Here is a 13,332-nt window from a genome sequence, read left to right on the forward strand (position 1 = left end):
TCACATTAAAGATTTGTAATTATAATTGTAACAATACTAATTCCAGTATAAGGTCTTTTATAACTTATAAGGATTATCCTTTCAATACGTTATGGATATGAATTCATAGATAGTAGCGGAATAAATTTTTGAGAGTATAGATATTCTTTGTTTATAAAGACAAAGTTCATCAGTTTCTTCCGTTTCTAACATTTTAAAGATGAAAGTATATAATAAAATTAATTATTGGTATTACGTATGCTTACAAATACAGCCCCCTATAATAGGGATGAGTTCTTTCCTTTTAATCAAAAAGATCTTCGATATCATAATGATGGGATAGGGAAAGGATTATGCTTTGGCATTAGCTTTTGCCTGTTATCACATTTAATATATAAACAAAGAAATATATCACAACCATTATGTCCAGAGGAATCATTCAACCTTGCAAGATCATATATGGATAAACTAAAAATTTCATATATGGATCGTGATTCACGATATAATAATGTGATAAAACAACAACAAATAGAACGACAACATGATTATATTCGTATCTCGAAAAATATAGAGATCAATCAACAAAATGGTTATGGTCTGTTGTCGTTAGTTCGTATTAAGAAAAATGATATGAATGATCGCAGCGTTAATCCTAGTGTTCAATACAAGTATAGAGATGATAAATCACTTTCTCATTGCAATAGACTGAATAAACAAAACTTCTATCCTTATAGAAGTCCTAATTCTGACTATGAGAAAAAAGAATTTAGTGAAAATCATATGGGAGTTATAGTTTGGAATAATAGTACGCTATTTATATTTGATCCGAATTGTGGCGGTTATTTATGTCATTCAATTTGTGGTGCTTTTAATAAAATAATGCTTCCTCAGTTAATTGATAGTTTAATTGATAACATGTATAAAAGAACGGCCACACATGGTCATTGTAGAGTAAAATGCATCCATCAGCCAAGAGATCCAAAATATTATTTAACTAATGATTCTATTAAATAAATTTCAAAATTGACAATCTACACTAGCAAGAACGTTCATCATTGTCACCTCAATAGCTCCCGACGAAATGCACCACAACCTATTCACAAGGTCAGAACGTTTAGCGTACTGGCCTCGTCTCATCGATCACAAACTTATCCTTTCTTCCACATTGTTCTTATCTTATGCTTCGTTTATAGGTTTGTTCAGCATTCTATGTGTAAACAATTGTATAAACAAACCAAATTTACCTCTCGTTATTAACGAGTTTAATTTAAATAATATCAATACGTTATGATTAAATCATGAATACACCTAATATATCTCAAGTTAAGAATTTTTTTCTCTCATTACAGGATGAAATCTGTAAGCAACTTGAACACCTTGATGGTCATTCCCATTTTATGGAAGAGTGCTGGCAAAGGGAAGAAGGCGGTGGCGGTCGCAGTCGTGTCTTGAAATCAGGCAAAATTTTTGAACAAGCAGGTGTAAATTTTTCCCATGTGACGGGAGATTCCCTGCCGCCTTCAGCGACTGCTCACCGCCCTGAATTGGCTGGCCGTAATTATCAGGCTCTGGGGGTTTCTCTTGTCATTCATCCTCTGAACCCTTATGTTCCGACCAGCCACGCTAACGTACGCTTTTTCATGGCAGAAAAGGAAGGTGAAACACCTGTCTGGTGGTTCGGGGGCGGGTTTGATCTCACTCCTTATTATGGTTTTAAAGAAGATGTTATTCACTGGCATACTACCGCTAAAACATTATGTCAGCCTTTTGGTGATGATATTTATCATACGTATAAAAAGTGGTGTGATGACTACTTCTTTATTAAACATCGTAATGAACCACGTGGTGTAGGTGGATTATTTTATGATGATCTGAATACTCCCGATTTTGATACTTGTTTTAATTTCACACAATCTGTAGGTCACGGTTTCCTGAATGCATATTTACCTATTGTCAAAAAAAGAAAGGATATTAGTTGGGGAGAACGTGAAAGACAGTTTCAGTTATATCGCCGGGGGCGTTACGTCGAATTCAATTTAGTTTGGGATAGAGGAACATTATTCGGTTTGCAAAGTGGTGGGCGAACTGAGTCTATACTTATGTCCATGCCTCCTTTGGTTCGCTGGGAATATAATTATTCTCCTGAACCACATTCTCCAGAAGCGGAACTCTATTCATCATTTCTGATAAAAAAAGATTGGATATAATAAAACAATACAGAATCATCCCCAGAAACATAAATAATTATGTCGCTGGGGTATTCATCACCATTCAATTTTTTTAATTAAATATCTAAATCTGGTTTTCATATCAGTAGACTAATAAATTTATTTATCATTTTTCATTAGCAATATCCTGCTATAAAACGTCAATATTTCCCCTAATGACTATCACTTCAATTATAGATAATATGCAAATGGGCGCCCAAAAGAACAAATACAGCACTGACAAAATAGGGGAATAATTATGAATACTTATGAAATTAACAGATACAGTTTAATCCCTCCATTTGTCTTAGAGCAAATCTCTGATAATTGTGATGAGTGTTCTAATCAATACGTATTAAAAACATTAGATCATATCTACGATTTAATGAATATCACAGCTGTAGAAGATATTTTACAGCAGGACCCTGATATTGAATCTGATAAAAAAACAAAACTGCATAGAATTATCTACGATGCAGAACAGGAAGAAGAATTCCCTGGAGGAAAGTTAGCCCGCAGTGAAGGTATGCCTGAAAGTGAGGATATTGCTGTCAATGAGGCCTATAATTATCTTGGGAAAACTTATGAATTCTATAGCAAAATTTTTGGCCGAAACTCACTTGATAACAAAGGGCTTAGGTTAGTCGCTACAGTGCATTATGGTAAACGTTACTTAAATGCCTTCTGGTCCAGAAAACAAATCGTTTTTGGCGACGGCGATGGGCAATATTTCAACCGCTTTACCTCAGCGATTGATGTTGTAGCACATGAATTAACTCATGGTATTATCCAGAATGAAGCCAATCTCCATTATGTTTATCAATCTGGTGCCTTGAATGAGTCCATTTCAGATGTGTTTGGCATCATGGTAAAACAGTATGCCAATAACCAAAAAGCCGATGAATCCGACTGGCTATTAGGAAAAGGGCTACTGGGTCCCAAGTTCAATCCAGATAATAAACCTGATATCGCTTTACGCTCATTTATAAAACCAGGCTCAGCATTTCCTAAAGATAAGCAGGTTGGTCATATGGATGAATATGAAGAACTGCCGATTTCAATTGATAATGGAGGCATTCACATATATTCGGGTATCCCTAACAGGGCATTTTACTTGCTTGCAACTGCTCTGGGAGGTTATTCATGGGAACAGGCTGGGAAAATCTGGTATGAAACTTTATTGGATGACCGTTTATTTTCAGATGCCACGTTTGATGATTTTGCCACGTTAACGATTGACAATGCAGAAAAGTTATTTGGTAAAAAAGTCTCTCTCATCACCAACGAGTGCTGGAATAAAGTAGGTGTACTTATGCCAGAAGATGATGAATAAAGATATTCATATAATATCAAACAAGCACCACTGAATTAATATCAAATTAATCATAAAATTAAAAAAAAGGGCCAAGACTGGCCCTTTTTTATATTTATAATTTAATTATTTTGGAAGAGAAAAAAAGCATTTAGTTAGTAGAAAACCCTGTGAATTAGGCTAATAATTTAAATGGGGCCCCAAAAAAAATATACAACATTCAAAAAATAAATCGGGGTATTATTATGTGTAAAAATAAAACATACAGCATTATTCCTCCAACTCTATTTGAATATATTATTAAAATTTGTGATGAACAGGATAAACCTTCTCTCTTAAAAACTTTGGATCATACTTACAATCTGATAAATAATTACGCCGCAATAGGTCATCTATCTTTAAAAGATGATCCAGGCTCTGATAAAAAGTTGAACAGAACAATATACAATGGCGAAAACACAGATGTATACCCAGGCACCAAAATAGTTCGGGTTGAGGGCACTTCTGAAAGCAAAGATATATCTGTCAATGAAGCTTACGAGCATCTCGGTAACACTTATAATTTTTACAAAGAAATTTTTGGTCGTAATTCAATTGATAATAAAGGACTCAAATTAGTTGCTACAGTACATTATCTAGAAGGTTATGCAAATGCATTTTGGGCAAATAATCAAATGGTTTTTGGTGATGGAATGAAACTGTATTTTAATCGTTTTACATCTTGTATTGATATCACAGCACATGAATTAACACATGGTGTCACTCAATATGAAGCAGATCTCGATTATGCCTATCAATCTGGTGCACTTAATGAATCTATTTCAGATGTATTTGGTGTGATGGTAAAACAGTTTGCCAATAGCCAGAAAGCCAATGAATCTGATTGGCTGATAGGCCAGGGAATATTCGGGCCTAAAATGAACCCTCATAATGATCCTAATATTGCTTTACGTTCATTTAAACATCCAGGAAGTGCATATTCACACGATGATCAGATTGGGCATATGAATCAATACCAGGAACTTCCTCTGTCAAATGATAATGGTGGTGTTCATAAATATTCGGGTATTCCAAACAAAGCATTCTACCTACTGGCAGTTGAGATAGGAGGATATTCATGGGAGCTGGCAGGTAAAATCTGGTACAAGACACTAACAGACAAGCGATTATCTAATAAAGCAAATTTTAATGATTTCGCCAAATTATCCATTGATAATGCATACAAACTCTTTGGTAAAAGCATTTCAAATCTTGTTACTGACGCATGGAATCAAGTAGGTGTTATTCGTTGACAATAAGAAAATAATATTTTTAACCTAAGGGTTAGGGAAAACCCTGCTTTTATCCCCATATATTTTATGCCTCTCATACCATCATATTTTTGCTGGCTGAAGTTATCTTCCCAGTCATTTTCTGATTTAATTATATAAATTTTCTCAATAATATATCACCAAGTATTTCATCCAATTATCACACTTACAACTTATAAAATGAGAGGATAAAAATTTACATTTTTGTTAGTGACTGGCGTGGTTATTTTGACTAATATTTAAGCTAGTAAAGATAGACCACAGGACACCAGGCTAACAAACTAACAAGTTGGGTATATTATGTGTAATGTAACAAATCAACCCAGTATAATTCCTCCCCATTTACTGGAACATATTGCGAAAAATTGTGATGAGAATGATAAAGAACACGTGCTAAGAACATTAGATCACGTTAAGAGTTTAATGAAACAATCAGCTACAAATCCTCCGTTACGAAAAAAAGATAGATTTCAAATTGATAAAGGGAAAAGTAATTGATCATCTAACATTAAAAAATATAAACTAAGGAATAATAAGCCCAGAGATTTACTATTGGCAACTTTCTAAAATAAAGAGCTAGAAAATAGCTCTTTATTTTATTAATGCTTATTTAAAATTACCGCTTTTTCAAATGTTCCATCAAACGCTTACGTTTACGAAGCTGTGACGCAGTCAACGTATTTTTCTTATCAGCATAAGGGTTAGCCCCTTCTTTAAATTGAATACGGATAGGCGTTCCCATGACTTTTAAAGAACGACGGAAATAATTCATTAAATAACGCTTATAAGAATCAGGTAAATCTGCCACCTGATTACCATGAATCACAACAATAGGCGGGTTGTATCCACCAGCATGGGCATATTTCATTTTTACCCTGCGCCCACGTATCATCGGTGGCTGATGATCCTCTTCTGCCATACGCATAATCCGTGTAAGCATGGAAGTATTAACGCGACGAGTCGCACTTTCATAAGCTTCCAGAATCGAATCAAATAGGTTACCCACGCCACTGCCATGTAATGCAGAAATAAAATGAACACGGGCAAAATCAACAAACCCTAAACGCAGATCCAGCATATCTTTTACGTGATCTTTATCGTCCTGACTCATACCATCCCATTTATTAACCGCAATAACTAAGGAGCGGCCACTATTGAGAATAAAACCAAGCAGGGAAAGATCCTGATCAGAAATGCCTTCACGCGCATCAACCACCAGTAGCACAACGTTTGCATCTTCAATGGCCTGGAGTGTTTTGATGACAGAGAACTTTTCCACCACTTCTGTCACCTTACCACGTTTACGAACTCCCGCTGTGTCAATCAGGATATATTCACGACCATCACGCTCCATTGGGATATAGATGCTATCACGGGTTGTTCCGGGCATGTCAAAGACAACGACTCGTTCTTCCCCCAGAATCCGGTTGGTCAGCGTGGATTTGCCCACATTCGGACGCCCAACAATAGCCAGTTTCAGTGGCAATGTTGTCGGATCAAAATCCTCTTCCAGTTCAGCTTCAACCACTGCTTCTAATTCAGCTTGTTCCATTTCAGCCCAGTAAGCGGCATTAGCTTCTTCTTCCGTTAATTCAACTTCTTCTGCGCCTTCTTCTTTCTCAGAAAATGGCAACAATATACGCTCAATCAGTTGAGTCACACCACGCCCATGAGCTGCCGCGATAGAATATATATCCCCTAATCCCAAAGAGTAGAATTCGGCAATAGATGTATCAATATCAATACCATCAGTTTTATTTGCAACCAAGAAAGTCGATTTTTCACGGCTGCGCAAATGTTTTGCAATTGCGTGATCAGCAGGCATCAGCCCGGATCTGGCATCAACCATAAACAGAACGATATCTGCTTCTTCGATTGCCATCAGAGATTGCGCAGCCATTTGTGTTTCTACGCCCTCTTCCGTTCCATCAATACCACCTGTATCAACGATAATAAATTCTTGCCCTTCAACTTCCGCTCGTCCATATTTACGGTCACGGGTTAAACCAGGGAAATCCGCTACCAATGCATCTCTGGTTCGGGTTAGACGATTAAATAAGGTAGATTTTCCGACATTAGGGCGCCCAACCAGCGCAACGACAGGTATCATTTTTTTGATGCCTCATGACTAGATTTAAATCGATATCCTGCAAAAAAGAACCACTTGAAGTTCGTCACTACCAAATCTTCTTCTCACAACCGCAAGATACTAAAAAGACGACACGGCCCCTGTCAGCACAGGAGCCGTGTGAGTATCGCTATCCCCTTCATTTTTCAAATCATCTTTTGCTTTCCATCGCGATACAATTTGAAATCTATTGGTATATAGCATTAAAACAAATTTTATCTCTGTTTTCTGTATATCAGCATATCAGCGAGTGTACAGGTAAACCGCTCCATCCTTCGCCTGTACCATCAGCTTATCACTGGCAATCACAGGACGACTCAAAAGGCCAGAACTATCGACTTTATGCTGAGCAACAAATTGCCCATCAGCCATGTTTAACCAGTGCAGGTAACCTTCTCCATCACCTACAACCAGATAGCCATTATACATTTCTGGTGCAGTCAGATTACGGTGTAACAGATTATTTTGAGACCAGATTGTTACCCCATCACTCTTGCGTAAAGATAAAATCCGATCATCCTGATCAACAATGAAAATATTGTTGTCGGTCACAACCATATCATTCACAGAGCCCAGATCACGCTTCCAAATAATCTGGCCGGAACGCATATCCATTGCTACTAAATTGCCATTATAAGCAATAGCATAAATGACATTATCAGAAATGACCGGAGTCATATCAACATCATTCAGGCGATCGATTTCAGTTGCCCCTGTCACCTGAGAGATACGCTGCTGCCAAATCAACTGCCCCTGAGAAAGCAAGACGGCACTAATACGGCCATTATCACCACCGACAATTGCTGCTCCGTATGCTATAGCTGGTGCCGATTCACCACGGACAGATAGGGAAGGTGTGTCCATATTGATTGACCAGGCAACAGAGCCATCATTTTCATTCAGGGCCTGCAACATACCATTGCCAGTATGGATCAGAACAAGGCCATCACTCACGACCGGACGAGATAATGCTTCACCGGCAACCTGAGATTCCCACTCAACCTTACCGTTTGTGGAATCCAATGCGATAACTTTTGCTTTTTCTGTACCGACATACAGACGATCACCCGATACAGTCAGACCACCGGACAATAGCGCCGACAAACGAGATGATAATAACCCTGTTTTCTCAGACAGATCCGTTGACCATAATTCTTTACCACTGTCTATCTCAAATGCTTTAACGATACCATGACGATCGGCAACATAAACCGTTGAACCTTGCCAGGCCGGCGATAAGTGAGAGTAATAGTGCCCAACACCATTACCGACCGACTTATCCCAAACGACACGTGGATTGAATTGATTTTCAACCTTTGGCAGTGGGGACATTATTACTGTATCCTGTTCACTTGAGCAGCCTGCCAGCAAAACAGAAGCAACCAGCCCAACCAAGAGTGTTTTTCGCAGTTGCATTAGAGTTGGCTCCCTTAGTTGGATAAGTTATCTAATTTAATTTGAATCATTGATTTCAAAGCCTGAGAACCCTGGGCGTTTAGCCCATTGGAGTATGCTTCACGCGCACCTTTAATGTTCCCTTTCTTCGCCAGAATATCACCACGGATATCCTCAGCTATTAACTGCCATCCCTTACTTTTAACTTGCTCCAGTGTTTTCAATGCAGCATCAGTTTTATCTTCTGCTAACTGAACCCGTGCCAGACGAATATTGGACAAATCCACCATATTCTGATCTTTCGCTTTACCTGAAGCCACCAACAAATATTTTTCTGCCTGTGCCAAATCATTTTTATCGACAGCGTGTTTTGCTAATTCCATATCTGTCATCACACCGTAGATGTTATTCGTTTCATTAGCGAATTTCTCTACGGCAGTCATGCTTTCTTTCGAACCCGATGCCAGTGATTTGCTCAGTTGTTCAAATTGTACCGCGGTATCCTGTAGCTGGTTTGTTTGATGAGATTGCCAGTAACGCCAACCAACAATTGCCCCAATCCCCAATACTAAGCCAACAGCAATGTACTTACCGTTGTTGACAAAAAAATGCTTTATTGCATCAACTTGTTCAGTTTCAGTGGTATAGGCTTCCACAGAGTCTCTCCTTAGCCTAACAGTTCGCTCAAACGTACTGCGATCGCTTGTTGTGGCAATGTTTGTTGCTCACCATTACGTAAATCTTTCACGGTGACATTACCTGTACTAATTTCATCCTCTCCGAGGAGTAAAGCAATTTTGGCACCATACTTACCTGCACGTCCCAATTGCTTCTTGAAGTTACCCCCACCATGATTGGTCATCAGGCGTAATTCAGGCAACGCATTACGGATTTTCTCCGCCAGAATCAATGCTGCCTGTTGGCTACCTTCACCAAAGGAAGAGAGATAAACATCTGCAACAGCGAGATCTGCAACAAATTCAGGATTCACTGCCTGAACCAACAGGATCATACGCTCCATCCCCATTGCAAAACCTACTGCTGGTGTTGATTTTCCGCCCAGTTGTTCAACCAATCTATCGTAGCGCCCTCCCGCACAAACCGTGCCTTGCGCGCCCAATGCAGAAGTTACCCATTCAAAGACCGTGCGGTTGTAATAGTCAAGACCACGGACCAAACGCTGATTGATACAATATTGAATACCTACAGCGTCTAGAATCTGGCACAGGCCAGCAAAGTGCTCTTTTGACTCGGCATCAAGGTAATCAAACAAGACAGGTGCGTCATTAAGAAGAGCCTGAATGTCAGGATTTTTAGAATCCAGCACACGCAACGGATTTGTGTACATGCGACGCAGGCAATCTTCGTCCAGTTTCTCTTTATGCTGCTCAAGGAATGCGACCAGTGCTTCACGATAGTTTGCACGCGCTTCCAGAGAACCAATCGAGTTCAATTCGAGTGTCACATGCTCAGCAATACCCAACTCACGCCACCAACGTGCGGTCATCAGGATCATTTCGGCGTCAATATCCGGCCCTTGCAGACCAAACACTTCTGCACCCAATTGATGGAATTGACGATAACGGCCCTTTTGTGGGCGTTCATAGCGGAACATCGGGCCAATGTACCATAAACGTTGTTCCTGATTGTACAGCAGACCATGCTGAATACCGGCACGCACACAGCCTGCGGTATTTTCCGGGCGCAAAGTCAAACTTTCTCCATTACGGTCATCGAATGTGTACATCTCTTTTTCGACAACATCAGTAACTTCCCCAATTGCGCGTTGGAATAACGGGGTCTGCTCTACAATCGGTGTTCTAATTTCACTGAAACCATAACCAGCCAACACACGTTTCACAGTAGACTCAACACGTTGCCAGATGGCGGTTTCAGCAGGAAGGCAATCGTTCATACCACGAATTGCCGGAATATTTTTTGCCATGTTTTATCTCTTATTAATATTTCCAAGTTCAATCAGCAAACAAAACAATACCGACTCTGATAACATAAGTCGGTATTGGTATCTTATTTATCAAGCTGATTAATAACAATCCGGTTATTGGTGTCAAGAATAGTTGCCTTGGCTCGGATTTTCGCTTCAAGCTGATCAATCAAATTGTTATTGTCGAGACGCTCTTTTTGGCGGACACCATCTTCATAAAAACCGCTCTTTGTTTTTGCGCCCGTCACACCCAATGTTGAGACTTCAGCTTCTCCGGGGCCATTTACAACACAACCAATGATAGAAACATCCATTGGTGTGATCAAATCCTCAAGACGTTGTTCAAGCGCATTCACTGTACCGATCACATCGAACTCCTGACGGGAACACGTCGGACAGGCAATAAAATTGATGCCTCTTGAACGAATGCGTAACGCTTTCAGTATATCGAAGCCAACTTTAACTTCTTCCACCGGATCCGCAGCCAAAGAGATGCGCAAGGTGTCACCAATCCCTTCGGATAACAGAATACCCAGACCAATTGAAGATTTCACCGCACCAGCACGAGCACCTCCAGCTTCTGTAATACCCAGATGCAGAGGTTGATCAATTTTTTGTGCCAGCAAGCGGTAAGCCCCTACCGCCAGAAACACATCAGATGCCTTAACACTAACTTTGAACTGATCAAAGTTCAGACGATCAAGAATATCGACATGGCGCATAGCGGATTCAACCAAAGCTTCCGGTGTTGGCTCTCCGTATTTTTCCTGTAAATCTTTTTCTAAAGAGCCACCATTCACCCCAATACGGATAGGTATATTATTATGACGGGCACAATCCACAACCTGACGAATACGTTCCTCGTTACCAATATTACCGGGATTGATACGCAGACAATCAACACCATATTCTGCAACTTTCAATGCAATACGGTAATCAAAATGGATGTCAGCAATCAACGGAATATTGGATTGCTGTTTAATGGATTTAAAGGCTTCCGCTGCATCCATGGTTGGAACCGAAACACGGACAATATCAACGCCTACACGCTCCAGCAATTTGATCTGATTGACTGTCGCTTCAATATCCGTTGTTCGTGTGTTGGTCATTGACTGCACCGCAATTGGTGCATTATCCCCAATGGGTACACTACCAACATAGATACGTGTGGATTTACGTCTTTTTATCGGTGATTCATTATGCATTTTTACATTACTCCCCTACATCCCTGTATTTTACTTATAAAAATTACAACATGCTGTGATGAATAATACACGCAGGCAAACCTGAACCCCAGTTCAACATTCACCAAAAACATTCACCCAAACCACGAGTCAGTTTATGGCAATGTCAGTCTGGCAGCAGAACCTTTCTTAATAAACTCATCCAGATTCACGTGGTTCCCTTGAAACTCTATATTAACCTGAGCTGGTGCACCAATATGTAGCGAGTAAGGTAAAGTGCCTAATAATTTTAGGCTATCGCCCTTATTTTTAGTGCCACTAAACAGTTTCTTACCTTTGGCATCTTTAATATCTAACCAACACTCACCGGTAAAGTTAATGACCAGTTCATTGCTGTCCATTGCACTGACCCGACTCACATCTGTTGATGGGGAACTAACAACAGAATTTGATGCTGTACCCGTTGCTGATACTGCATTCTCTATACCTCGATTTGTAGAAATACCCTGATTTGTAGAAGCAACGTTCGTAGCAACGGCGTTAGCGGAAGTCGTGTTACCGGAAGTCATGTTATCAGAGACAGTATTACTGGAGACATTGTTCACAGTGGGTTGATTACCCAGTAATGGAACAATTTTAGATCCAGTTGCTACAGGCGCAGAAGCGCTGGAAGATGATTGAACATTGCTGTTGGTAGCTGCATCATTTGACGGTACAAGCGTATTTTTTCCTGTTGAAGACGGTGCGTTGGCGGGTGCAAAGTTCGCACCAGATAATGCATTACCAGCTTGTAGCTGTGCTTCAGTTTGCTCTGTCATGGAAGCCAGTTCTTTTTGTTGTACCTTATAATTCTGCCACCACCACAGGCCGGTCATTCCCAGTAATATGATTATCACAAACCATGTTACCTTCATCAGCCAGCCATCACGCTTTTTACGTATTTTTTGGGCAGAGAAGCTCTGCATCGGAGAAGTTTTTATTGCCTTATTCGGCATTTGTGCATCCAGCTTGGTTAAAAGCTCAGATTCAGGTACTTGGACAAGTTTCGCATAGGCACGAATATAACCGCGGAAGAATGTCGGTACAATATTAGCAGGGACATTATCTTCTTCGATATCACGAACAGTGGACACTTTAAGACACAAGCGATCTGCCACAGTTTGCTGAGAAAGCTCAAGTTTTTCACGAGCCTGACGCAAAATCTGACCTGCTGTCAGATTGGCTTCTTCTGGATAAGTTTCAGTCTTCATTATCTAAGGACACTGGTACTGTTCAGGTTTAAAGTATTTACACAAATTAATTTGATATAACATCCAATTTAATTTGTGTAGCGAAATCATTTCATACTGCGTCGAACACAGAAAACCATTTGTCACAACCTACTGATTAAAATCAGTATTATTGCAATCAACATTGGCTGTAATAACATAAGGTTATGTTATTTTCTGTGGCCAACTTTTTAGCTTCTTCGTACCGCTTTTGTTCACAGAGAAAAACGGAATAATGGCGTACTACAGTATCATTTCCCGTCGCGTACTGCATTGCCATTCTATAATGCCGGTCAGCAGATTCAGGCCAGCCTGCATATTGTTCATGCAGTGCCATCCCCAGATGCGCTTCTGGATGGCGAGGCTCCACCAGCAGAATTTTTTCAAAATGAAATTTGGCAGCCGGTAAATTCCGTTCTGCCAAATACGCCTTCCCTAGCTGTAACCGAGTATCTACCGCAACAACTTGATGGGCACGACGTTGAGAATGCGCCACACAGCCAGTCATCAAGCTACAACAAACTATAGACCAAATTATTGATTTCCGTATCATACTATTTTCATTTATCAGAATATGTCAAACTTCGCCAAATTTTTAGCCAGT

Annotated in this window: 12 protein-coding genes; 5 read left to right on the top strand and 7 right to left on the bottom strand. The window is 39.8% G+C overall.

The window, feature by feature from the left end:
* Positions 1-237 precede the first annotated feature (237 nt).
* From ABLA85_RS12390 to ABLA85_RS12410, 5 genes are all read left to right on the top strand, one after another.
* Entirely contained in the window at positions 238-993 is a 756-nt protein-coding gene (locus ABLA85_RS12390; protein ID WP_367964536.1) for a hypothetical protein, read from the top strand.
* A gap of 284 nt (positions 994-1,277) precedes the next feature.
* Complete coding sequence (gene hemF, locus ABLA85_RS12395) at positions 1,278-2,186, top strand: oxygen-dependent coproporphyrinogen oxidase (RefSeq protein WP_367964538.1); 909 nt, start codon at positions 1,278-1,280, stop codon at positions 2,184-2,186.
* A 259-nt stretch (positions 2,187-2,445) separates the two neighbouring features.
* On the top strand, positions 2,446-3,519 hold the full coding sequence (locus ABLA85_RS12400) for a M4 family metallopeptidase (RefSeq protein ID WP_367964540.1): 1,074 nt from the start codon (positions 2,446-2,448) through the stop codon (positions 3,517-3,519).
* Positions 3,520-3,743: 224 nt separating this feature from the next.
* Positions 3,744-4,790, top strand: a complete 1,047-nt coding sequence (locus ABLA85_RS12405) for a M4 family metallopeptidase (protein WP_367964541.1) — start codon at positions 3,744-3,746, stop codon at positions 4,788-4,790.
* A gap of 318 nt (positions 4,791-5,108) precedes the next feature.
* Positions 5,109-5,306 carry a protealysin propeptide domain-containing protein gene (locus ABLA85_RS12410; protein ID WP_367964543.1) on the top strand — a complete coding sequence of 66 codons (198 nt, stop codon included), beginning with the start codon at positions 5,109-5,111 and terminating at the stop codon, positions 5,304-5,306.
* 118 nt (positions 5,307-5,424) lie between these two features.
* Here ABLA85_RS12410 and der read toward each other — a convergent pair whose 3' ends face one another.
* From der to ABLA85_RS12445, 7 genes are all read right to left on the bottom strand, one after another.
* Positions 5,425-6,918, bottom strand: a complete 1,494-nt coding sequence (gene der / locus ABLA85_RS12415; protein ID WP_367964545.1) for a ribosome biogenesis GTPase Der — start codon at positions 6,916-6,918, stop codon at positions 5,425-5,427.
* A gap of 261 nt (positions 6,919-7,179) precedes the next feature.
* Entirely contained in the window at positions 7,180-8,352 is a 1,173-nt protein-coding gene (bamB, locus tag ABLA85_RS12420; RefSeq protein WP_367964547.1) for an outer membrane protein assembly factor BamB, read from the bottom strand.
* Positions 8,353-8,366: 14 nt separating this feature from the next.
* On the bottom strand, positions 8,367-8,987 hold the full coding sequence (locus tag ABLA85_RS12425) for a YfgM family protein (protein WP_367964549.1): 621 nt from the start codon (positions 8,985-8,987) through the stop codon (positions 8,367-8,369).
* Between the two features lie 11 nt (positions 8,988-8,998).
* Positions 8,999-10,276 carry a histidine--tRNA ligase gene (gene hisS / locus ABLA85_RS12430; protein WP_367964551.1) on the bottom strand — a complete coding sequence of 426 codons (1,278 nt, stop codon included), beginning with the start codon at positions 10,274-10,276 and terminating at the stop codon, positions 8,999-9,001.
* A gap of 83 nt (positions 10,277-10,359) precedes the next feature.
* Complete coding sequence (gene ispG, locus ABLA85_RS12435; RefSeq protein WP_367964553.1) at positions 10,360-11,481, bottom strand: flavodoxin-dependent (E)-4-hydroxy-3-methylbut-2-enyl-diphosphate synthase; 1,122 nt, start codon at positions 11,479-11,481, stop codon at positions 10,360-10,362.
* Positions 11,482-11,615: 134 nt separating this feature from the next.
* Complete coding sequence (gene rodZ, locus ABLA85_RS12440; protein ID WP_367964554.1) at positions 11,616-12,710, bottom strand: cytoskeleton protein RodZ; 1,095 nt, start codon at positions 12,708-12,710, stop codon at positions 11,616-11,618.
* A gap of 157 nt (positions 12,711-12,867) precedes the next feature.
* Positions 12,868-13,236, bottom strand: coding sequence for a fimbrial assembly protein (locus ABLA85_RS12445; protein ID WP_367964556.1), 369 nt, complete (start codon positions 13,234-13,236; stop codon positions 12,868-12,870).
* Positions 13,237-13,332: the final 96 nt, after the last annotated feature.

It is taken from the genome of Xenorhabdus sp. SGI246 (assembly GCF_040838225.1).
Taxonomy (GTDB): domain Bacteria; phylum Pseudomonadota; class Gammaproteobacteria; order Enterobacterales; family Enterobacteriaceae; genus Xenorhabdus; species Xenorhabdus indica.